This window comes from Serratia sp. Z4, assembly GCF_009900725.1.
In the GTDB taxonomy this organism is placed as follows: Bacteria; Pseudomonadota; Gammaproteobacteria; order Enterobacterales; family Enterobacteriaceae; genus Serratia; species Serratia nematodiphila.
This window is the reverse complement of record NZ_JAAABD010000008.1, coordinates 1-20,828: the sequence shown is the minus strand read 5'-3', so window position 1 is coordinate 20,828 and position 20,828 is coordinate 1. Positions and strand designations below refer to the sequence as shown.

Annotated in this window: 18 protein-coding genes; 5 read left to right on the top strand and 13 right to left on the bottom strand. The window is 61.3% G+C overall.

Features of this window, described 5'->3' with window-relative positions:
- Positions 1–100 precede the first annotated feature (100 nt).
- Positions 101–868, top strand: a complete 768-nt coding sequence (locus tag GT753_RS21375; protein ID WP_004929983.1) for a CDP-diacylglycerol diphosphatase — start codon at positions 101–103, stop codon at positions 866–868.
- Here GT753_RS21375 and GT753_RS21370 read toward each other — a convergent pair whose 3' ends face one another.
- Positions 869–2,908: an AsmA family protein gene (locus GT753_RS21370; protein WP_160125931.1), complete on the bottom strand. Its 2,040-nt coding sequence runs from the start codon at positions 2,906–2,908 to the stop codon at positions 869–871. It lies immediately after the preceding gene.
- Positions 2,909–2,999: 91 nt separating this feature from the next.
- Positions 3,000–3,791, bottom strand: a complete 792-nt coding sequence (gene pdeH / locus GT753_RS21365) for a cyclic-guanylate-specific phosphodiesterase (protein ID WP_021505226.1) — start codon at positions 3,789–3,791, stop codon at positions 3,000–3,002.
- Between the two features lie 238 nt (positions 3,792–4,029).
- Between pdeH and GT753_RS21360 the strand changes: the two genes are divergently transcribed.
- Together GT753_RS21360 and GT753_RS21355 are read left to right on the top strand one after the other, a co-directional pair.
- Complete coding sequence (locus tag GT753_RS21360; protein ID WP_099982189.1) at positions 4,030–4,962, top strand: sugar kinase; 933 nt, start codon at positions 4,030–4,032, stop codon at positions 4,960–4,962.
- A gap of 244 nt (positions 4,963–5,206) precedes the next feature.
- Positions 5,207–5,908, top strand: coding sequence for a LuxR family transcriptional regulator (locus GT753_RS21355; protein ID WP_044030082.1), 702 nt, complete (start codon positions 5,207–5,209; stop codon positions 5,906–5,908).
- 46 nt (positions 5,909–5,954) lie between these two features.
- Here the strand turns inward: GT753_RS21355 and ilvC are convergent, their stop codons facing one another.
- Complete coding sequence (gene ilvC / locus GT753_RS21350; RefSeq protein ID WP_004929973.1) at positions 5,955–7,430, bottom strand: ketol-acid reductoisomerase; 1,476 nt, start codon at positions 7,428–7,430, stop codon at positions 5,955–5,957.
- Between the two features lie 168 nt (positions 7,431–7,598).
- Between ilvC and ilvY the strand changes: the two genes are divergently transcribed.
- The gene (gene ilvY / locus GT753_RS21345; RefSeq protein WP_004929971.1) at positions 7,599–8,489 is read left to right on the top strand and encodes an HTH-type transcriptional activator IlvY; all 891 of its coding nucleotides are present in this window, start codon (positions 7,599–7,601) and stop codon (positions 8,487–8,489) included.
- 8 nt (positions 8,490–8,497) lie between these two features.
- Here ilvY and GT753_RS21340 read toward each other — a convergent pair whose 3' ends face one another.
- The 10 genes from GT753_RS21340 to GT753_RS21295 all read right to left on the bottom strand — a co-directional run bounded on the left by GT753_RS21340 (position 8,498) and on the right by GT753_RS21295 (position 18,841).
- Positions 8,498–9,199 carry a DUF2461 domain-containing protein gene (locus tag GT753_RS21340; RefSeq protein ID WP_004929969.1) on the bottom strand — a complete coding sequence of 234 codons (702 nt, stop codon included), beginning with the start codon at positions 9,197–9,199 and terminating at the stop codon, positions 8,498–8,500.
- A 21-nt stretch (positions 9,200–9,220) separates the two neighbouring features.
- The gene (locus tag GT753_RS21335; RefSeq protein ID WP_118892640.1) at positions 9,221–9,799 is read right to left on the bottom strand and encodes a hypothetical protein; all 579 of its coding nucleotides are present in this window, start codon (positions 9,797–9,799) and stop codon (positions 9,221–9,223) included.
- Complete coding sequence (locus tag GT753_RS21330; RefSeq protein ID WP_025304642.1) at positions 9,799–10,794, bottom strand: hypothetical protein; 996 nt, start codon at positions 10,792–10,794, stop codon at positions 9,799–9,801. The genes GT753_RS21335 and GT753_RS21330 overlap by 1 nt, the downstream gene beginning before the upstream one ends.
- Before the next feature lie 112 nt (positions 10,795–10,906).
- Positions 10,907–12,451 carry a threonine ammonia-lyase, biosynthetic gene (gene ilvA / locus GT753_RS21325; protein WP_015379394.1) on the bottom strand — a complete coding sequence of 515 codons (1,545 nt, stop codon included), beginning with the start codon at positions 12,449–12,451 and terminating at the stop codon, positions 10,907–10,909.
- A 5-nt stretch (positions 12,452–12,456) separates the two neighbouring features.
- Positions 12,457–14,307, bottom strand: a complete 1,851-nt coding sequence (ilvD, locus tag GT753_RS21320; RefSeq protein WP_160125930.1) for a dihydroxy-acid dehydratase — start codon at positions 14,305–14,307, stop codon at positions 12,457–12,459.
- A 76-nt stretch (positions 14,308–14,383) separates the two neighbouring features.
- Positions 14,384–15,310 (bottom strand): branched-chain amino acid transaminase, encoded by a 927-nt coding sequence (locus GT753_RS21315; RefSeq protein WP_004929958.1) that lies wholly within the window; start codon positions 15,308–15,310, stop codon positions 14,384–14,386.
- Positions 15,311–15,333: 23 nt separating this feature from the next.
- Positions 15,334–15,591: an acetolactate synthase 2 small subunit gene (gene ilvM / locus GT753_RS21310; protein WP_004929955.1), complete on the bottom strand. Its 258-nt coding sequence runs from the start codon at positions 15,589–15,591 to the stop codon at positions 15,334–15,336.
- The gene (gene ilvG, locus GT753_RS21305; RefSeq protein WP_075685519.1) at positions 15,588–17,234 is read right to left on the bottom strand and encodes an acetolactate synthase 2 catalytic subunit; all 1,647 of its coding nucleotides are present in this window, start codon (positions 17,232–17,234) and stop codon (positions 15,588–15,590) included. The genes ilvM and ilvG overlap by 4 nt, the downstream gene beginning before the upstream one ends.
- A 142-nt stretch (positions 17,235–17,376) precedes the next feature.
- Positions 17,377–17,475, bottom strand: a complete 99-nt coding sequence (gene ilvL / locus GT753_RS21300) for an ilv operon leader peptide (protein ID WP_013814970.1) — start codon at positions 17,473–17,475, stop codon at positions 17,377–17,379.
- Between the two features lie 133 nt (positions 17,476–17,608).
- Positions 17,609–18,841: an MFS transporter gene (locus GT753_RS21295; RefSeq protein WP_004929950.1), complete on the bottom strand. Its 1,233-nt coding sequence runs from the start codon at positions 18,839–18,841 to the stop codon at positions 17,609–17,611.
- Positions 18,842–19,182: 341 nt separating this feature from the next.
- Between GT753_RS21295 and GT753_RS21290 the strand changes: the two genes are divergently transcribed.
- Positions 19,183–20,706: a YifB family Mg chelatase-like AAA ATPase gene (locus GT753_RS21290; RefSeq protein ID WP_044030088.1), complete on the top strand. Its 1,524-nt coding sequence runs from the start codon at positions 19,183–19,185 to the stop codon at positions 20,704–20,706.
- Positions 20,707–20,828: the final 122 nt, after the last annotated feature.

The following is a 20,828-nucleotide window of genomic DNA, read 5'->3' as shown; positions in this document are numbered from 1 at the left end:
TCCCCTACGGCCCCCTCACTGCGGGGGCCGCACGCGGTGTTCGTTTCCTGTCATAAAACCGGGCTATGCTGAATGTTTCTCTCGGTAACAGGATCGGCCGATGTCTCTGCGTCGTGGGGTATTTGTCTGCGTGGCGCTGCTGGCGGCTCTCGCCATCGCGCTCTTTTACGGGTTGAAACCCGACCATCCCGATGCGCTGTGGCGTATCGTCAGCCAGCAATGTCTGCCCAATCAGCAGGCGCACGACAACCCGGCGCCCTGCGCGCAGGTGGATGTGCAGGCCGGTTTCGTGGTGTTTAAAGATCGCAACGGGCCGCTGCAATACCTGCTGATGCCCAGCGCCAAAATCACCGGTATCGAAAGCCCGGCGGTGCTGGACGCCGCCACGCCGAATTTCTTCGCGCAGGCCTGGCGCGCGCGCCACGTGATGGCGGAACGCTATGGCAAACCGATCGACGACGGCGATATTTCCCTGGCGATCAATTCGGAATATGGCCGCACGCAAAACCAGCTGCACATCCATATCTCCTGCCTGCTGCCGGCGGTAAAACAGCGGCTGGCGCAAATCGGCCCCCATTTCATCAAGCAATGGCAACCGCTGCCCGGCGGCCTGTTGGGGCATGACTATCTGGGGCGGCGGGTGACCGCCGCTGAACTGGAACAACAGGGCGCCTTCCGCCTGCTGGCCTCCGGCCTGCCGCGCGCCGACGGGCGCATGGGCAGCTTCGGCCTGGCGATGACCGCGCTGCCGGACGGCGATTTCCTGCTGCTGGCAACCGAGCGCAGCCTGCTGCCGTTCACCCTGGCCTCGGCGGAAGAGATCCAGGATCACGACTGCCGGCTGCTCACGCCGCCGCCGCGCGCCTGATTATTTTTTGCCTTTCATCTCCCGCAGGATCTGCCCGCACGGGTTCTCCTCGCCGCCTTCACTGGGCGAGACCAGCGCCAGCAGCGCCGCCGCAGGCGTCAGCACTGCCCCTAACGCCACCGCCGCCGCGCCGCGCGCGATCAGCGGCCCGGCTTTGACCCCGGCGTCGGGGTGCTTGAAGGTGCCTTTCACGTACAGCGGCGAACGCAGAGTCAGCACGCGCATACCCTTGCTTTCCGGATCGATGGACAAATCCAGCCGTTCGGTGGCGAGGTTGGTGTTGCCGGTGATGTTGATCACCGCGTTTTCGGTGTCGAACACAAACAGTCGCGGCGCGGCGACGCCGCTGCGGATGCCGACGTCCGCCGCCGCGCAGTTGATGCCCACCACGTCGTCACCGAACAGCTGCGCCACCAGATAGTTGCCGACGTTCAGACCGAGGATCTCCATCAGGCTACGGCTGATCACCCCGTTATTGATCAGCAGGCGCAGGTCGCCGTTGCTGGTCGCCAGCAGCTCGGCCACCGAATTGCCGCTGCCCGTCAACCTGGCGTCGCCGTTCATCTGCCCGAGGCTGCGCTTCATCGCCTCCACGTTCGGCAACAGCTGTTTAAGCTGAAGTTTGCGTGCATGCATATCCACCTGCCCGCGCATCGGCTTTTTGCCGCCGTCGAGGCGCACGACGGCGTTCAGGCTGCCGCCCGCCATGCCGAAGCGCAGCGGATCCAGGCGCAGTTCGCCATTGTTCAGCTTCAGGTGCGTGGCCAGATCGCTCAGCGGCAAATCGCTGCCGCGTTCAATGCGCGCGGCGGCAAACTTCACGTCCGCATCCATCTTGCTCCAGCTTTGCGTATCGAACTGTTCGACCGGCAGCACCTTATCCGCCGGCTGACGGCTTTTCTCGCCGCGCCCGGCTTTGGCGGCGTTGGAGTCCGCGCCGATCAGCGGCGCCAGATCCGCCAACCTCAGCTGCCGGGAGTTCACCGCGCCGCTCAACGTGGGCCGCGGTTTACCGGCAACGTACTTCAAGCTGCCGTGAATGTCGCTGTCGCCGATTTTTCCGTCGAATTTCTGGTACTCGAACACCGCGCCGCCGGGCTGATGCAGGCGGGCGGTCAGATGGCCATCGGTCGCATACGGCGGGGTATTCGGCAACAACACGCCGGTCAGGCCATAGAGGTTGCTCAGGCTTTCACCGGAAAATTTCAGCTGTACATCCAGGCCGCCGAGGTTCAGCGGATCGGACAAGGTGCCCGCGACCACCACCCGGGTGCTGCCGGAGCGCACATCGGCCTGCAGCGGGAAGGGCAAATCGGCGCTCTGCAGCGACAGCATGCCGCCAATCTTGCCGCTGCCGCTCAACGGCTCGCCGTTATATTTGCCCTTCACCTGCCAGCCGAAAACGTAATCGGGGGTGGCGGCCTTGTCGCCGCCCTGTTTGCCGGTCACTTCACTGAACGGCAACGGTTTGCCGAGCGGATCGATGACGGCGCGGAAATCCGCCTTCAGCGTGGCGTCTTTAAAGGCGATCTGCCCCTTGTCGAATACGATGTCATGAACGGTGAACGACCAGTCGGAAGGCGGCTGCTTGGGATCCTGGCCGGCGGCCAGGTCAAACGTCCAGTTGTTGTCGCCGTTGGCCAGGCGTTGCAACCAAGCATTCGGCTGCTTCAGCCAGATACGCGGGATCAGCAGCTCTTTACCCAGCAGCGCCAGCGGCGCAATGCTGGCGTCGACGCGCTGCAGCGTCACCATGCTGTCGCCGGGCATGTTTTTCGGATTACCCAGCCACACGTCTTCGGCGTGAATATGCGGCCAGGGCACCCAGGCGCGCCAACCGCCCTCATCCGGATTGCGCGACCAGTCGACGCCCAGATCGCCGCGAATGGCAAACGGTCGCCGCAGTTCGGCCGACACTTTGTCGTTGATGGTGGGCTTGAGTCGATTCCAGTCGAAGGTCGCGATGAAGATCGCCAGCGCGACGATCAGCAGCAGCACAATGCCGCCCAGCCAGCTGAAAACCTTTCCTGTTCTTGTCATAGCGGCTCCCTCAGCGCATAAATCGGGCTGCCGAATGAAAGGAAAAGGAGTTAGCAGCCCCGTTTAAGCCTAGCTGAGGATAGGCCGGAGTTCACGCCGGCGCGCCGGGCGCGGCGAACAGCGTCGGCACGCTGTGCAGCGTTTCAAAGCACGCCGGGCGGGAAAGGTAGTAGCCCTGGGCGGCCAACGCGCCGGAGCGCTGCACCAGCCGCCACTCTTGTTCGGTTTCCACACCCTCGACGATCACCCCGTCGCTGTGCTGGTTCATCATCTTGATCAGGGTGCCGAGCAGCTGGACGCCCTCTTCCGACTGTTTGAGCAAGGTAAACAATTCACGCGCCACCTTGATGTATTGATAGCGCCAGGCGCCGACGGCGGAGAAGTTGGCCAGCCCGCTGCCGAAATCGTCCAGCCACAGCCGCTCGCCGCCGACAATCTGCTGCAGCGGGCGGCTTGATGCCGTTGCGGCGTGCTCCACCAGCTCGAAGCGCAGATAGGGCATCTCGGCGATCTGCCGTTGCAAGGCGCTATGACGCTGTAATGCTTGCAGCGCGATGCCGTCGATATTGACCGATACCATCACCGCATGGCGGGTGAACAACGCCTGCCAGCGCTGCAACAACGCCAGCTGTTCCTGAACCACCCGCAAACGCTGGGCGACGCCGAGCGAGGCAAAATAGTGTTCCGGGGATTGCCGCTTGTCCGGCTCATTCGGGTGATATACCGCCGTCAGCAGTTCCACCGCCAACAGCGCGCCGCTGGTGCGATAAATCGGCTGGAAGGTATACAAGCGCCGGCATTGCCGCCAGTAGCGCCGCGATTTGGCGCAGGCATAGAGGGCAAAACAGGGTGCCAGCAGACCCGAGATCAGATTGGTTATCATCGGTACTATCGCCGTGGCGGGGAAGTGAGAGCGCTGCCGCTGTTTCTTTACCCAACTTATCGGCCACGCCGCGTAAAACTTTAAGCACGAATTGCCGCACGCTTTCCTCTTCACCCTGTTGGCGTTGGCCGATCGCGATCATAAAAAATTAAAACACTGTTTTAATTTATTGACTCCCTTACCGCCTTGCGTGGAGACTGGTGGCTGATGCTTCTTCTTTAGCCAGGGCTTATTGACGATGACTATCCGAAACCTCGCCGTGATCGGCGAATGCATGATCGAGCTGTCGCAGCAGGGCGCACAGCTGACGCGCGGCTTTGGCGGCGATACCCTCAACACCGCCGTCTACCTCGCCCGCCAAATGCCGAAACAGACGTTGCAGGTGCATTACGTCACTGCGCTCGGCACCGACAGCTTCAGCGGCGAGATGCTGCAGGCCTGGCGGCAGGAGAAGATCGAGACCGGGTTGATTCAGCAATTCGACAACAAGCTGCCGGGCCTGTACGTGATCGAAACCGACGCCGCCGGCGAACGCACTTTCTACTATTGGCGCAATGACGCCGCCGCCCGCTATTGGCTTGCCGGACCGCAGGCCGACGCACTGTGCGCGCGGCTGGCGCAGTTCGATTACCTGTACCTCAGCGGCATTAGCCTGGCGATCCTCGCGCCTGCCGACCGCACGAAGCTGCTGGCGTTACTGCGCCGCTGTCGCGCCAACGGCGGCAAGGTGATCTTCGACAATAACTACCGCCCGCGCCTGTGGCCAAGCCGTGAGGAAACGCAGCAGGCCTACCGCGAGGTGCTGGCCTGCACCGACATCGCCTTTTTGACGCTGGATGACGAAGAATTGCTGTGGGGAGCGCAGCCGGTTGAACAGATAGTGACGCGCACGCAGGCGCTCGGCGTCGGCGAGATCGTCATCAAACGCGGCGCGCACGCCTGTCTGGTGTTCAGTATGGCAGGGGAGAAGCTTGAGGTGCCGGCGATCGCGCTGCCGCCGGAGCGCGTGGTGGATACCACCGCGGCGGGCGACTCTTTCAGCGCCGGCTACCTGGCGGTGCGCCTGAACGGTGGCGGTGCCCAGCAGGCGGCGCAGCGCGGCCACCAGCTTGCTGCGACGGTGATCCAACATCGCGGCGCCATCATTCCCGCAGCGGCGATGCCCGCATAATCAATAAGGCGGCGGCGAAGTCACCCCCGCCGCCCACGCAATGGATCCCAGAAGCATTGATCAGAGGATGATTGAAAGAATTTCCCTGGCGTTGGCTTATTTCCGCCCAGAGCTGCTAAGCTCGGGTCTTGGCATTGCCGTCTTTTTGAATTTATTAGCCGAGTATAAATTTCAATCCGCCGCACTGACTAGCTGGACTTTGGTGCAGGTCGGGCTGAGCCGCCGAACGACAGGGAGGTTACCGATGGCCGCCACATTCGCCAACGCCGTCGCCGCAAGACTGCATCTTGACGGCCGGCTACAGGCCTTCAGCCAATTCAAATACGCTTACCTGACCTTCAACAAACACCATCCCGATCGCCATCTGCTGGTATCGAACTACCCGCAAGAATGGCTGGACATCTACAGTACCAATCGCTATCAGCACATCGATCCCGTCGTGCGCGCCGCCCATAGCCGCTGTGCGCCCTTTATGTGGCACGACACCGCCCTCACCACCGAGGATCGGCATTACCGGAAGATCTTCAGCCAGGCGCGGGAGTACGACATCGTGCACGGTTGCAGCTTTGTTTTGCACGATCACGACAACAACCTGGCGATCTTGTCGATCAGCGCGACGGCGGCCGATGACGCCGAACTGCGGCAGCTAATGGCGGAAGAAAGGGCCAGCCTGCAGATGGTCTTGGTCGATACCCACCAGCACGCGTTTGCGTTGGCCAGCGCCGAGGCTGGCCGAAAGGATCGGCTCTCGCCGCGCGAAGGGGAAATTCTCTATTGGGCCAGCCAGGGCAAAACCTATAACGAGATCGCGCTGATCCTGGGGATCAAAACCGGCACGGTGAAGTTTCACATCGGCAATGCGGTGCGTAAGCTGGGGGTCGCCAACGCCAAACACGCGATCCGGCGCGGCCTTGAACGGCAACTGATCGCGCCGCCGCAGGCATAAAAAAGCCGGCATTGCAGCCGGCTTTTGTTTTTTATCTTGCGGAAAATCAGCCCGCAACGGCGATACGTTTCATGTCGGTCATGTAGCCACGCAGTTTGCGGCCGACGGTTTCGATTGGGTGGCTGCGCACCGCTTCGTTCACGTCGCGCAGCTGCGCGTTGTCCACCGCCGTACCCGCCACGGCTTTGCCCAAATCGCCCGCCTGCAGGGTGGTCATGAAGTCCTTCAGCAACGGCACCGCTGCGTTGGCGAACAGGTAGTTGCCGTACTCCGCGGTATCGGAGATGACCACGTTCATTTCATACAGACGCTTACGCGCAATGGTGTTGGCGATCAACGGCAGCTCGTGCAGCGACTCGTAGTAAGCCGACTCTTCAATGATGCCGGCATCGACCATGGTTTCGAACGCCAGCTCAACGCCCGCTTTCACCATCGCCACCATCAGCACGCCATGATCGAAGTACTCTTGCTCGCTGATCTTGCCTTCAAACTGCGGCGCATTCTCGAACGCGGTTTTGCCGGTCTCTTCGCGCCAGGTCAGCAGTTTCACGTCGTCTTCCGCCCAGTCGGCCATCATGCCGCTGGAGAAGGCGCCGGAAATGATGTCGTCCATGTGCTTCTGGAACAGCGGCGCCATGATGGTTTTCAGCTGTTCGGACAGCGCATAGGCACGCAGCTTGGCCGGGTTGGACAGGCGATCCATCATCAGGGTGATGCCACCCTGCTTCAGCGCTTCGGTGATGGTTTCCCAGCCGAACTGAATCAGTTTCTCGGCGTAAGCCGGATCGGCGCCTTCAGCAACCAGCTTGTCGAAGCACAGCAGCGAACCCGCCTGCAGCATGCCGCACAGAATGGTCTGCTCACCCATCAGGTCAGATTTCACTTCAGCGACGAAGGAGGATTCCAGCACGCCGGCGCGGTGGCCGCCGGTCGCCGCCGCCCAGGCTTTGGCGATCGCCATGCCTTCGCCTTTCGGATCGTTTTCCGGGTGAACCGCAATCAGGGTCGGCACGCCGAAGCCGCGCTTGTACTCTTCGCGCACTTCGGTGCCCGGGCACTTCGGCGCGACCATCACCACGGTGATGTCTTTGCGCACCTGCTCGCCCACTTCAACGATGTTGAAGCCGTGGGAATACCCCAGCGCCGCGCCGTCTTTCATCAGCGGCTGCACCGCACGCACCACGGAAGAGTGCTGCTTGTCCGGGGTCAGGTTAACCACCAGATCCGCCTGCGGGATCAAATCTTCGTAGGTGCCGACCTTAAAGCCGTTTTCGGTCGCCTTGCGCCAGGAAGCGCGCTTTTCGTCGATCGCTTCTTTACGCAGGGCATAGGCGACATCCAGGCCGGAGTCACGCATGTTCAGCCCCTGGTTCAGGCCCTGGGCGCCACAGCCGACAATCACCACTTTTTTACCTTTCAGGTAGCCGGCTTCGTCAGCAAATTCGTCGCGCGCCATAAAGCGGCATTTACCCAATTGCGCCAGCTGCTGACGCAGGTTCAATGTGTTGAAATAGTTAGCCATGGTGGTACTCCGGTTTGATGTTGTCTTGCATTGTTATTTTCATTCCCCGCCCTGTCTGTGCGGAGATTCGTTAAACTCAATGTATAACAGGAAATGCGTTGCTTAAATTGATATATTGAGAACGTGATATTGCAATTTTTGCAACACTCTCACTGCGAGCGTATCGATATGGATTTACGTGATTTAAAGCTGTTCCTGCATCTGGCCGAAAGCCATCACTTCGGGCGCACCGCCAAGGCGATGCACGTCAGCCCGTCGACGCTCTCTCGCCAGATCCAGCGGCTGGAAGAGATCCTCGGGCAGCCGCTGTTCCTGCGCGATAACCGCACCGTGCAGCTCACCGACGCCGGCGAACAGCTGAAAGAATTCGCCCAGCAAACGCTGCTGCAATATCAGCAGCTGAAGCACTCGCTCGGCCAGCACGGCCCTTCGCTGAGCGGCGAACTGCGGCTGTTCTGCTCGGTGACCGCGGCGTACAGCCACCTGCCGCCGATCCTCGATCGCTTCCGCGCGCAGCACCCGCTGGTAGAAATTAAGCTGACCACCGGCGACGCCGCCGACGCGGTCGACAAGGTGCAGTCCAACGAGGCCGATCTCGGCATCGCCGGCCGGCCGGAAACGCTGCCCGCCAGCGTGGCGTTCACCAAAATCGGTGAAATCCCGCTGGTGCTGATCGCACCGGCGCTGCCCTGCGCGGTACGCAGCCAGGCGTTTGCCGACAAGCCCGACTGGGCCGAGATCCCGTTCATCCTGCCGGAACACGGCCCTTCGCGAAAACGCATCGAGCTGTGGTTCCGCCGCCACCGCATCAGCAATCCGCTGATTTACGCCACCGTCGGCGGCCACGAAGCGATCGTGTCGATGGTCGCTTTGGGCTGCGGCATCGCGCTGATCCCGAGCGTGGTGGTGGATAACAGCCCGGAGCCGGTGCGCAACCGCATCTCGCAGCTGGATAACATCTCGATGGTCGAACCCTTCGAGCTGGGGGTCTGCGTCCAGAAAAAGCGCCTCAGCGATCCGCTGATCGACGCCTTTTGGCGGTTGCTGCATCCCCGCTGACGCGAGGTTTACAGATCCGCCGGATCGATCTGCTTCATCGTCTCTACCTGCATCAGCCAGTGGTAGAGCGGCTCAAGCTGCAAAAATGCCCCGGCCAGCCGCGGCGCCAGATCGGCGCTGAACAGCTTTTCCACTTCGCTGTCGGTCACCATCACCGCAAACGACTTGCGGTTATACCAGGTGGCGATCTCCGCCGCCTGCTCCTTCACCAGCGGGCGCTTGTAGCTTTCGCCCACCAGCTCGAACGGCGGCCGGCAGCAGGCGGCCACCTCAAGGAAAGGCTGCGGCCGCTGCCTCAGCGTATGGCGGAACAGATCCATGGTCGGCTTGTTGGCGCTGTAGTAGCCGAGCCCATAGCGCAACATGTCTGGCCCCAGTTCAAAAAAATACACCGGCGCATCTTTCCAGTCTTTGCTCGGGCGCTTGAACGTCAGCCACATGCGGCTGCGGTAGCGCGATTTATCATGAGAAAAGCGCGTATCGCGATGAATGCGCGACAGCGTTTTGCCGATCGCCGGGCGAGTCTCGAACTGCGGATCGATCGCCAGCATGCCGGGAGCCAGCTGCTCCACCAGCGCGCGAAACGGCGCCAGCAGCTCGCGATCGTAGATGTCGCGGTTGCCGTCGAACCACGCCTTATCATTCTCGATCCGCACCTGCTGCAGGAAATTCAGGCCCTGCTGACTAAAGCCGGAGAAAGGTTGCGTCATAAGCTTTTCCGTTCTGACGATTTATCGGGTGTTGCGCAGATCTTCCCTCTGCCAACGGCGTTTGATAAACACGCGCCGACGCGTGCGAAAATAAGCGACATAGAGGTAGAACGCCGCCCGATTGCTGAATAGCGCACCACCCACTGCACCCCCCAGCAACATGGCGACGGTGGCGATGCCGGTCACGCCCGTCGCCCACGCTACTGCGGCGCCAAGGCAACACAGACCAAGCATGCCAAGGTAATATTGCAGCAATACCACCCCGCTGTTTTTCCCCTGCACCAGTTGGAACAGGATCAGCGTCATCCACACCGCCACGATCGCGCCGCTGCCCATGAGAACGGCGGCGGAAGTCCTGCCGCTCCAGGCGGCCGCCACGTCCGTGGCCAGGCCCATCACGCCCGCCAGCCCCAGCGTCAGGCATACCATCAGCAACATGACATTGCCGACGCCCGGCGGTGACAGCCGCTGGCCCGGCGTCAGGAAATGCTGCTCAAGCTGCGCATCCACGCCGGCGAAAAGCGCGCGATCGCGCGCCGCGATTTGGCTTTCCATCTCCCGGCCCTGCGCGATCAGGCGTTTAATCATCCAGTCCGCCATTACCTCACCATCTGCGGCAATTTCTGCATAATGCCCACAAAATACTGCCCGGTGGTTTTCACATTCACCGGCGCAGACAGGGTGCCGCTGATGCCGCTGCCCACGAACGTTAACGCGTTATTGAGCGCCGAATGCAATTGCTGACGCAGCCCGTTTTGGATCGCTTCCGTCGGGTAACGCTTCGGGTATAAGCCGTTCTTCACCATTTCTTTCAAGACGTTATTGGAAATCCCCGGATTTTCCGCTCGAATGATGTTTTCGGTCAGCCGCTTCCTTTCGCTGCGGGGCATGCTTTTCAGCCATTCCGTCGCCTTGCGCGCCGAAATGCGGCGCATGGCGCGGTAGGTCATCGTCGCTTCCTTCAGGGCGGCCCCCGCGCTGGCCAGCGAGATCACATCGAGTACGGTGCTGGTGGCGATATACCACTGCTCAGAGTCGAGCTGCGCCAATTCATCGCCTTTCCCGTCATAAAGCTTGTTGACGCGGTATAGCCCATTGCCGCACTGCAGCGCGCTGGCGGCCATGCCGGCATAGCCCAGATAAGCCACCGCAGAGCTGGTGCCGCCGGTGAACGGCACGGCGACGCTGCCCGACGCCAGTAAAAATACCGATACCAGCAGCGTTCCGCACGACAGCGCGGCCGAGGCCAACTCTTTGCTGACGCTGGGTTTACTCAACGCTTCCGACAGCGTATTGGTCGCGGCAACGCGCGAGGTATGAGCCACCGTTTTGCTGATGACCACGTGGGTGACCTGCGAAGCGTTCGAATAACCGGTGTGCTGCGTCGGGCGGACTAAAAATGAGTTTTGCCCGTCGGAAAAAATAATTCCCACGCCATGAAAGGCGAGGCTGCAGTCCAGCGAGTCCTGCAAGGCTTGCAGATTAATATCGCGATAGAATTCTTGTACGCCGGTATTGCCCAACAGGCGGGCAAACTCGGCGTTGGTCAAATCGTCTTCGGGAGAACCGAACGGCGTAGAAAAAGCGGTTTTCATTGTCGTGCATCCCTATACGTCAGAAGTCTTGGCAGTATAAAAATGCACGACAAAATCACAACCGCGCAACCCATAAACTGACTAATGCGTCACGGTTGCTTATCAATCCGGCTCACCCCTGCAAAAAGAAGCGGAACGCCGGGTTGTCGGTTTCGTCGTGGCAATCGTAGCCCAGCGCCTGCAGGTGCCGCTCGAATTCCGGCTCGCTTTGCGCCAGCTCGAAGGCCGCCAGCACCCGGCCGAAGTCGGTGCCGTGGCTGCGATAGTGGAACAGCGAGATGTTCCAGTGCGTGCCCAGCGTCTGCAGGAACTTCAGCAGCGCGCCCGGCGACTCCGGAAACTCAAAGCTGTACAGCCGTTCGCGCAGCGGCTTCGACGGACGCCCACCCACCATGTAGCGCACGTGCAGTTTAGCCATCTCGTCGTCCGACAGATCCACCACCTGGTAACCGTCGGCGTTGAGTTCGTCGATGATCTCCCGCCGTTCGGCGTGGCCGCGCGTCAGCCGCACGCCGACGAAAATGCAGGCGTTGTCGGCATCGGCGTAGCGGTAGTTGAATTCGGTCACCGAGCGCCCGCCCAGCAGTTGGCAGAACTTGAGGAAGCTGCCCTGCTGTTCCGGAATTGTCACCGCCAGCAGCGCTTCGCGCTGTTCGCCCAGTTCGCAGCGCTCGGAAACGTAGCGCAGCCCGTGGAAGTTGAGATTGGCGCCGGACAGCACGTGCGCGAGACGCTCGCCCTGAATGTTGTGCTGCTGGACGTACTTTTTCAGCCCCGCCAGCGCCAGCGCGCCGGAAGGTTCGGCAATGGCGCGCACGTCCTCGAACAGATCTTTGACCGCCGCGCAGATAGCGTCGCTGTCCACGGTGATCACGTCGTCCAGATACTCACGGCACAGGCGGAACGTTTCGTCGCCGATGCGCTTCACCGCCACGCCTTCGGCGAACAGCCCGACGCGTGCCAGATCCACCGGATGGCCGGCATCCAGCGCCGCGCGCAGACAGGCGGAGTCTTCCGCTTCGACGCCGATCACTTTGATCTGCGGCATCAGCTGTTTGATCAGCACCGCCACCCCGGCGGCCAGGCCGCCGCCGCCGACCGGCACGAAAACCCGATCCAGATGCGCGTCTTGCTGCAGCAGCTCCATCGCCAGCGTGCCCTGCCCGGCGATCACCGTCGGGTGATCGAACGGCGGCACGAAGGTCATGCCCTGCTGTTGGGAAAGTTCAATCGCCTTCGCCTTGGCCTCGTCGAAATTGGCGCCGTGCAGCAACACTTCGCCGCCGAAACCGCGCACCGCATCCACCTTGATGTCCGCGGTGGACACCGGCATCACGATCAGCGTTTTGATGCCCAGCCGTTTACCGGAGAAGGCGACGCCCTGCGCGTGGTTACCGGCCGAAGCCGTCACGACGCCGCGCGCCTTCTGCTCTTCGTCCAGACCGGCGATCATCGCATAGGCCCCACGCAGCTTGAAGCTGTGCACCGGCTGGCGATCTTCGCGCTTCACCAAAATGGTGTTGCCGAGGCGCGAAGAGATTTTGCTCATGGCCTGCAACGGGGTGACTTGCGCCACCTCGTAAACCGGCGAGCGCAGTACCGCTCGCAGATATTCCGCGCCGCAGGGGGCGCTGGGTAGGGGTTGAGAGACCGCCATGCTGCTTATCCCCCCAGTTTGCTCTTGTCGCGCACCGCGCCTTTATCGGCGCTGGTGGCCAACGAGGCGTAGGCGCGCAGCGCGAAGGACACCTGACGCTCACGATTTTTCGGCGTCCAGGCCGCGTCGCCGCGCGCCAGTTCCGCCTCATGCCGCGCCGCCAGCTCCTGCTCGCTGACATCCAGTTGGATGCAGCGATGAGGAATGTCGATCGCGATCATGTCGCCGTCCTGCACCAGGGCGATCAGGCCGCCGTTGGCCGCTTCCGGCGAAGCGTGGCCGATGGACAACCCGGAGGTGCCGCCGGAGAAACGCCCGTCGGTGATCAGCGCGCACGCCTTGCCCAGCCCCATCGATTTCAGGTAGGTGGTTGGGTAAAGCATTTCCTGCATGCCCGGGCCGCCTTTCGGCCCTTCGTAGCGAATCACCACTACGTCGCCCGCCACCACTTTGCCACCGAGGATCGCTTCTACCGCGTCGTCCTGGCTTTCATACACTTTGGCCGGGCCGCGGAAGGTGAGGATTTCCTTGTCGACGCCGGCGGTTTTGACGATGCAGCCGTTTTCCGCCAGGTTGCCGTACAGCACCGCCAACCCGCCGTCCTGACTGTAGGCGTGCTCACGGGTGCGGATGCAGCCTTCCTTGCGGTCGGTGTCCAGCGAATCCCAGCGGCAGTCCTGAGAGAATGCCTGCGTGGTGCGGATACCGGCCGGCCCGGCGGAGTACATTTTCTTGACGCTTTCGTCGCGGGTCAGCATCACGTCGTAGGCCTCCAGCGTCTGCGGCAGGGTCAGCCCCAATACGTTGTTCACCTCGCGGTTCAGCAAGCCGGCGCGATCCAGCTCGCCGAGGATGCCGATCACGCCACCGGCGCGGTGCACGTCTTCCATGTGATATTTCTGCGTGCTCGGCGCCACCTTGCACAGGTGCGGCACTTTGCGCGACAGGCGATCGATGTCTTCCATGGTGAAGTCCACCTCGCCTTCCTGCGCCGAAGCCAACAGGTGCAGCACGGTATTGGTCGAACCGCCCATGGCGATGTCCAGCGTCATGGCGTTTTCAAATGCCGCCTTGTTGGCGATATTGCGCGGCAGCGCGCTCTCGTCGTCCTGCTCGTAATAGCGTTTGGTCAGCTCGACGATGCGCTTGCCGGCGTTGAGGAACAGTTCCTTGCGATCGGCGTGGGTGGCCAGCAGCGAACCGTTGCCCGGCTGCGACAGGCCCAGCGCTTCGGTCAGGCAGTTCATCGAGTTGGCGGTGAACATGCCGGAGCAAGAGCCGCAGGTCGGGCAGGCGGAACGCTCGATCTGCTCGCTGTCGGCGTCGCTGACGTTCGGGTTCGCGCCCTGGATCATCGCGTCCACCAGATCCAGCTTGATGATCTGGTTGGAGAGTTTGGTTTTGCCGGCTTCCATCGGGCCGCCGGAGACGAAGATCACCGGAATGTTCAGGCGCAACGCCGCCATCAGCATGCCCGGAGTGATCTTGTCGCAGTTGGAGATGCACACCATCGCGTCGGCGCAGTGGGCGTTCACCATGTATTCGACCGAGTCGGCGATCAGCTCGCGCGACGGCAGGGAATAGAGCATGCCGCCGTGGCCCATGGCGATGCCGTCATCCACCGCGATGGTGTTGAACTCTTTGGCCACGCCGCCGGAGGCTTCAATCTGTTCGGCGACCAGTTTGCCCAGATCGCGCAGATGCACGTGGCCAGGCACGAACTGGGTAAAGGAGTTGACCACGGCAATGATCGGCTTGCCGAAATCGGCGTCGGTCATCCCGGTCGCGCGCCACAATGCGCGGGCACCCGCCATATTGCGGCCGTGGGTGGTGGTGGCGGAACGGTACTTAGGCATGCTCTTTTCACTCCAAATGTATTTATGACAGGCGGCGAACGAACCGCCTGGATATTTTTATCTGTCTGTCTTGTCGTTACGGGTTTACCGGATCCAGCCAACCGTACTTGTCTTCTGTCTTGCCGGTGAACAGGCCGAAGAACGCCTGTTGGATCTGTTTGGTCACCGGGCCACGTTTACCGATACCGACCTGAATGCCGTCCACGCTGCGCACCGGCGTGATCTCCGCCGCAGTGCCGGACATGAACACCTCATCGGCCAGGTACAGCGATTCGCGCGACAACACCTGCTCGCGCACCTCGAAGCCCATGTCTTTCGCCAGCTTGATGATCGCGTCGCGGGTGATGCCCGGCAGCGCCGACGAGGTGAACGGCGGGGTGTAAATCACGCCGTCTTTCACCTGGAACAGGTTCTCGCCCGCCCCTTCGGAAATGTAGCCGTGCACGTCGAGCGCGATGCCTTCCTGATAGCCGTGGCGGCGCGCTTCGCTGCCCACCAGCAGAGAGGAAAGATAGTTGCCGCCGGCTTTGGCCGCGGTCGGGATGGTGTTCGGCGCGGCGCGGTGCCAGGAGGAGACCATCGCATCGATGCCTTGCTCCAGCGCCTCTTCACCCAGGTAAGCGCCCCAAGGAAACGCCGCGATAATCACGTCCGTTTTATAACCGGCCGGCGGGTTGACGCCCATGCCGACATCACCGACGAACACCAGCGGGCGAATGTAGGCGCTGACCAGATTGTTCTTGCGCAGCGTGGCGCGGCAGGCTTCCATCAGTTCGTCGACGCTTTGCGAAACCGGCATGCGGTAGATTTTCGCCGAGTCATGCAGGCGCTGCATATGCTCGCGATGGCGGAACACCACCGGCCCCAAGTGCGAGTCGTAGCAGCGCACCCCTTCAAATACCGACGTGCCGTAATGCAACGCGTGCGACATCACGTGCACTTTGGCCTCGGCCCAAGGAACCATCTCACCATTGAACCAAATGTAATCGGCTTTCTTAGTCATTGTTATTTATCCTTCTCGGCGCCTCAGGCGCGTATTTGTTGTGATGTTGGCTGCTGGATCTCGACGCAGGAGACGTCCATCAGTTTACTTAATTGAGATGACAACAGGGCAACCGGGCGCGGGCTGGCAACGGTCAATTCGATATTGATGCTGTCGGCGTTGGCCGGGGAAACCATATTCATAGCACAAACCTGAAAGCCGCGATGACGCACGACCCGCAATACGCGCTCTAACATTTCGGGGCGAAAACGCGCCTGGATCGAGAGTTGATGCTGCATCATGATATTTCCTCCAACATGGTTTCGTTGCCGGCGCCCGGCGGCACCAGCGGCCAGACGTTTTCGAGTTCGTCGATAGAGACCTGCAGCAGATACGGGCCTTCGGTGTTGAACAGCGCCTCGAGGGCGCCCTCCACCTGATCCTTGCGGCTGATGCGCTGGCCGGGAATGCCGAAGGCGGCGGCCAACATCAGGAAGTCGGGGTTATCGGACAGGTTGGTTTCGCTGTAGCGGCCGTCGAAGAACAGCTGCTGCCATTGACGCACCATCCCAAGGCGCTGGTTGTCCAGCAGCACGATTTTGAGCGGCAGCTGCTTGCGCTTGATGGTGCCCAGTTCCTGCACGTTCATCATGAAGGAGCCATCGCCCGAGACGCAGATCACCGTATCTTGCGGGCGGGCAATCTGAGCGCCTACCGCGGCCGGCACGCCGAATCCCATGGTGCCGAGGCCGCTGGAGGTGATGAAATTCTCCGGACGCTCGAACGTCATGTGCTGCGCGCTCCACATCTGGTGCTGACCGACGTCGGTGGTCACCACGCTGTTGGCAGGCTTGCGGTCAGACAGCTGGCGCAAGAACAGCGGCGCGTAGATCGGCTGGCCAGGGTGATCATAGCGGCAGGCGTGCTCGGCTTTCAGCGCCGTCACCTGCTGCTGCCAGGCGGCGATGTCCAGCGGGCGCTGCAACGCCGGCAGCAACGTTTTCAAATCACCCTGCAGGGCCACATGCGCCTGGCGCAGCTTGCTCATTTCCGCCGGGTCGATATCCATGTGAATCACTTTGGCGTGCGGCGCGAAGGCGTTCAGTTTGCCGGTCACTCGATCATCGAAACGCGCGCCGACGGCGATCAGCAGATCGCACTCCTGCACCGCCAGGTTGGCAGCCTTGGCGCCATGCATGCCCAACATGCCGAGATACAGCGGGTCTTGCGCGTCCGGCGCGCCCAGCCCCTTCAGGGTGGCGACGTTCGGCATGCGGGTCACGGCGATAAATTCACGCAGCGCCGGCACCGCCTGCGCCATGCCCACGCCGCCGCCGACGTACAGCATCGGTTTGTGCGCCTGCGCCAGCAGCGCGGCCGCCTCGGCCAACGCCGCCGCCGGGAACGCCGGCGCTTCGTCAACCGGCATCAGATGCGGGTGCAAGTCCCCCTGCGCCAGCTGGATGTCTTTCGGGATATCGATCAGCACCGGGCCGGGACGGCCGCCTGCGGCGATGGCAAAAGCTTCCGCCATGATGCCCGGCAAGGCGTCCAGCGACTCCACCAGGAAGCTGTGCTTGGTGCAGGCCAGAGACAGGCCGAGAACATCGATCTCCTGAAAGGCATCGGTGCCGATCAGCGCGGAACCCACCTGGCCGGTGATGGCGACAACGGGAACAGAATCGAGCAGCGCATCAGCCAGGCCAGTGATCAGGTTGGTGGCGCCGGGGCCGGAAGTGGCGATGCAAACGCCGACCTTGCCGGTGGCGCGGGCGTAGCCGATGGCGGCCATGGCGGCGCCCTGTTCATGGCGGCACAGCAGGTGTTCCACGCCGCCGTCATACAACGCATCGTACACCGGCATGATTGCCCCGCCCGGATAGCCGAATACGGTATCCACACCCTGCGCACGCAACGCTTGAACTACCCACTGAGCGCCATTCATGGTTATTTCCCCGCCTTTCTTCGACAACTGCAGGATTTTGTTCTGTTTTTCATGCTCTGCCCCTTGCTCCACTTTTCTCTTGCCAATAAAAAACCCCCGGACCTGACGGTGCGGGGGTTCTCTTGCGATTCCGGCTTGTTTGCTAAGCCTTTCTTCGTCCAAGTGCAGCCCCGCACGGTGGGATAATAATCACCACCACGCTAATCACGACTAGGCTAATCACTTGGGCAAAGGCTTTCATAATGGGTTTGTTCACTGTGCTCATTCAGAACTAATGCTTACAGAGGTACCACAGCCGCGCGCGACATGACAACACTTTTTTTGCGTTATTATTCGGCGCAATCTGGTCATACCTCACGCGAATCGCCCCTCTTTCACACGTTGGCGCGCATACCCGGATTTTCTACCGCGTCGGTGATCGCCTTGCCGCGCGTATCCTTGCCGAAGAACACCAACAGGGCGATCGCCACCGCCACCGTACCGGCGACGATCGCCATCGCCAGACCGTAATTATGCCCATGATGCTCGGCGATGGTGGCTTGCAGCGTGGCGTTGACCGAGGCGATCAGGTTACCCAGCTGGTACACGAACCCCGGCAGCACCGCGCGGGTGTTGGCCGGCACCAGCTCGGTCAGATAGGTCGGCACCACGCCCCAGGCGCCCTGCACCATGAACTGCATCAGGAAAGCGCCGATCCCCAACATCAGCGAACCGCTGGAAAACGCCCACAGCGGGATCACCGGCAGCGCCAACAGCGCGGCAATGATGATCGCTTTTTTGCGGCCGATCTTTTCTGACAACGAACCGAAGAAAACACCGCCGATAATTGACGCGATATTGTAGCTAATGGCGATGATACTGACGGTTTTAGGGTCGAAACCGTGCTGAACTTTCAGAAACACCGGATACAGATCCTGCGTACCGTGGGAGAAGAAATTGAACGCCGCCATCAGCAGCACCAGATAGCAGCACAGCTTCCAGTGGCTCTTCAACACCGGCAGCAAGGCGGTGCTCTCTTTGCGTTCACGCGCCGCCAGCCATACCGGCGACTCCTGCACGCAATAATAAATAAACGGCAGCAGCAGGATCGGCGCCGCGCCGATGACGAACATGCCGCGCCAGCCGACCGTTTCGAACAGCAGGCCGTACACCACCGCCGCCAGCAGATAACCAAACGGATAGCCGGCCTGGAAAATACCCGACATCAGGCCGCGTGAGCGGTCCGGTATGGTTTCCATCGCCAACGATGACGCCACGCCCCAAATGCCGCCCATCGCAACACCGTACAACACCCGCAACAGCAAGAAGACCGTCAGCGAGGGCGCGGCGGCAGAGAGCAACTCAAACACCGAGAAAAAGACGATATTCAACATCAGGATCGGCTTGCGGCCATATTTTTCCGCCGCACGCCCGAAGATCAGCGCGCCAATCGGGCGCACCGCCAGCGTGAGCAGAATCGCCAACGTGACCTGTTCCAGACCGACGTGAAAGGACTGCGCGATGTCGCTGAGTAAGAATACCAGCACGAAAAAATCGAAAGCGTCGAGCGTCCAGCTTGAAAAGCTGGCGATTGCCGCGTTGCGTTGCAGCGGGGTCCAACCAAACATAGTGTTATCCCTACCGTAGAGTACGAAGTCAGGAGGTTTAGCGGCTGCCGGGCAGAATGCGGCGGCGGTCGGGGCTTGTTAAAGAAGTGATTTTTCTTTTAATCAATTGTTAAATACACCCGTTAACCCTATGATTGCAATGTGTATGGGCCACTAATGTGTTGCAGCCTTCAGCGAATTGTTAATGGGTATTGCCGCAGGATGCGAGGCGGCTCGCACAATCTCATTTACTTCGATGAAAATGACCAATTACGCTGCGAACCCCCTAGAAAAACCACCAATAACGCCGCGCAATGCCAGAATGAATCACGCATCATGTCGTCCTCAGCAAGGAGAGCGATATGTCACTGGCGTTAATCTATAGCCGCGCCATCATCGGCGTTCAGGCCCCTTCCGTGACGGTGGAGGTGCATATCAGCAATGGCCTGCCCGGCCTGACGCTGGTCGGCCTGCCGGAAACCACGGTAAAAGAGGCGCGCGATCGGGTGCGCAGCGCCCTGATCAACAACGGTTTCACCTTTCCCGCCCGGCGCATCACCGTCAATTTAGCCCCCGCCGATCTGCCGAAAGAAGGCGGGCGTTACGATCTGCCGATAGCGCTGGCGATCCTCGCCGCCTCCGAGCAGTTACCCCTCGCACCGTTGGCACGCTACGAGTTTCTTGGCGAGCTCGCGCTGTCCGGCTCACTGCGCGCGGTCAGGGGAGCGATCCCGGCGGCGCTGGCGGCGGCTGATGCCGGGCGGCAACTGATCCTCTCGACGGACAACGCCGCCGAAGTCGGCCTGATCGCGCAGTCGCACTCCCATACTGCCCAACACCTGCTGGAAGTCTGCGCTTTTCTGCTCGGCCAAGGCGAACTGCCGGTGGCGGCCGCGCCCCCCGATGCAGACAACGCGTGCGAAAACGCCGACCTGCGCGACATCATCGGCCAGGAACAGGCCAAGCGGGCATTAGAGATCGCCGCCGCCGGCGGGCATAACCTACTGTTGATTGGGCCACCGGGCACCGGTAAAACCATGCTGGCCAGCCGTCTCACGGGCTTACTGCCGCCGCTGACGGAGACTGAGGCGCTGGAAAGCCTGGCGGTCGCCAGCTTGCAGCATCATATTCCCGCCGCTCTACCATGGCGTCAGAGGCCGTTCCGCGCACCGCACCACAGCGCCTCGATGGCGGCATTGGTCGGCGGCGGCTCACTGCCGCGACCGGGTGAGATCTCGATGGCGCATAACGGCGTGCTGTTTCTGGATGAACTGCCGGAATTCGAGCGTAAGGTACTGGATGCGCTGCGTGAGCCGTTGGAATCCGGCGAGATCGTGATTTCACGTGCCAACGCCAAGGTCTGTTTCCCCGCCAGGGTGCAACTGATCGCGGCAATGAACCCCAGCCCGACAGGGCATTATCAGGGATTGCACAATCGCGCCTCACCGCAGCAGGTGTTGCGCTATCTGGCCCGGCTGTCAGGGCCTTTTCTCGACCGTTTCGATCTGTCTATAGAAGTACCGTTGTTGCCGCCGGGTACGCTCAGTCATCGGAAAACCCAGGGAGAAAGCAGCGAACAAGTACGGAAAAGGGTGCAGCAGGCACGCGCCCGGCAGCTCGAACGCGCCGGTAAAGTCAACGCGTTGTTGAGCAACCGCGAAGTGGAACGAGATTGCGTTTTACAGGCGGCTGACGCCGAGTTTTTGGAAGCAACATTAAACACGCTGGGGTTATCGGTTCGCGCCTGGCAGCGCATCTTGAAAGTGGCGCGCACGCTGGCGGATTTGGCGGGAGATGCTGAACTCGACAGGCACCACCTCAGCGAAGCACTGGGCTATCGCAGTATGGACCGTCTGCTGTTACAACTGCATCGCAGTCTGGAGTAAAAGACCACCTCCTGAGGAGGTGGCTTTACACGACGCCCCCTAAAAGGGGGCAATTTTCGAGTTAATCCTGCAACAGCTCCATCTGCTGCTCGATCTCTTGGTCCTTCTTATCCTGATGCTTC

Excerpts from the sequence above, each read along its gene's own strand:
- GT753_RS21375 (WP_004929983.1), top strand. The coding sequence starts at position 101 with ATGTCTCTGCGTCGTGGGGTATTTGTCTGCGTGGCGCTGCTGGCGGCT.
- GT753_RS21370 (WP_160125931.1), bottom strand. The coding sequence starts at position 2,908 with ATGACAAGAACAGGAAAGGTTTTCAGCTGGCTGGGCGGCATTGTGCTG.
- pdeH (WP_021505226.1), bottom strand. The coding sequence starts at position 3,791 with ATGATAACCAATCTGATCTCGGGTCTGCTGGCACCCTGTTTTGCCCTC.
- GT753_RS21360 (WP_099982189.1), top strand. The coding sequence starts at position 4,030 with ATGACTATCCGAAACCTCGCCGTGATCGGCGAATGCATGATCGAGCTG.
- GT753_RS21355 (WP_044030082.1), top strand. The coding sequence starts at position 5,207 with ATGGCCGCCACATTCGCCAACGCCGTCGCCGCAAGACTGCATCTTGAC.
- ilvC (WP_004929973.1), bottom strand. The coding sequence starts at position 7,430 with ATGGCTAACTATTTCAACACATTGAACCTGCGTCAGCAGCTGGCGCAA.
- ilvY (WP_004929971.1), top strand. The coding sequence starts at position 7,599 with ATGGATTTACGTGATTTAAAGCTGTTCCTGCATCTGGCCGAAAGCCAT.
- GT753_RS21340 (WP_004929969.1), bottom strand. The coding sequence starts at position 9,199 with ATGACGCAACCTTTCTCCGGCTTTAGTCAGCAGGGCCTGAATTTCCTG.
- GT753_RS21335 (WP_118892640.1), bottom strand. The coding sequence starts at position 9,799 with ATGGCGGACTGGATGATTAAACGCCTGATCGCGCAGGGCCGGGAGATG.
- GT753_RS21330 (WP_025304642.1), bottom strand. The coding sequence starts at position 10,794 with ATGAAAACCGCTTTTTCTACGCCGTTCGGTTCTCCCGAAGACGATTTG.
- ilvA (WP_015379394.1), bottom strand. The coding sequence starts at position 12,451 with ATGGCGGTCTCTCAACCCCTACCCAGCGCCCCCTGCGGCGCGGAATAT.
- ilvD (WP_160125930.1), bottom strand. The coding sequence starts at position 14,307 with ATGCCTAAGTACCGTTCCGCCACCACCACCCACGGCCGCAATATGGCG.
- GT753_RS21315 (WP_004929958.1), bottom strand. The coding sequence starts at position 15,310 with ATGACTAAGAAAGCCGATTACATTTGGTTCAATGGTGAGATGGTTCCT.
- ilvM (WP_004929955.1), bottom strand. The coding sequence starts at position 15,591 with ATGATGCAGCATCAACTCTCGATCCAGGCGCGTTTTCGCCCCGAAATG.
- ilvG (WP_075685519.1), bottom strand. The coding sequence starts at position 17,234 with ATGAATGGCGCTCAGTGGGTAGTTCAAGCGTTGCGTGCGCAGGGTGTG.
- ilvL (WP_013814970.1), bottom strand. The coding sequence starts at position 17,475 with ATGAAAGCCTTTGCCCAAGTGATTAGCCTAGTCGTGATTAGCGTGGTG.
- GT753_RS21295 (WP_004929950.1), bottom strand. The coding sequence starts at position 18,841 with ATGTTTGGTTGGACCCCGCTGCAACGCAACGCGGCAATCGCCAGCTTT.
- GT753_RS21290 (WP_044030088.1), top strand. The coding sequence starts at position 19,183 with ATGTCACTGGCGTTAATCTATAGCCGCGCCATCATCGGCGTTCAGGCC.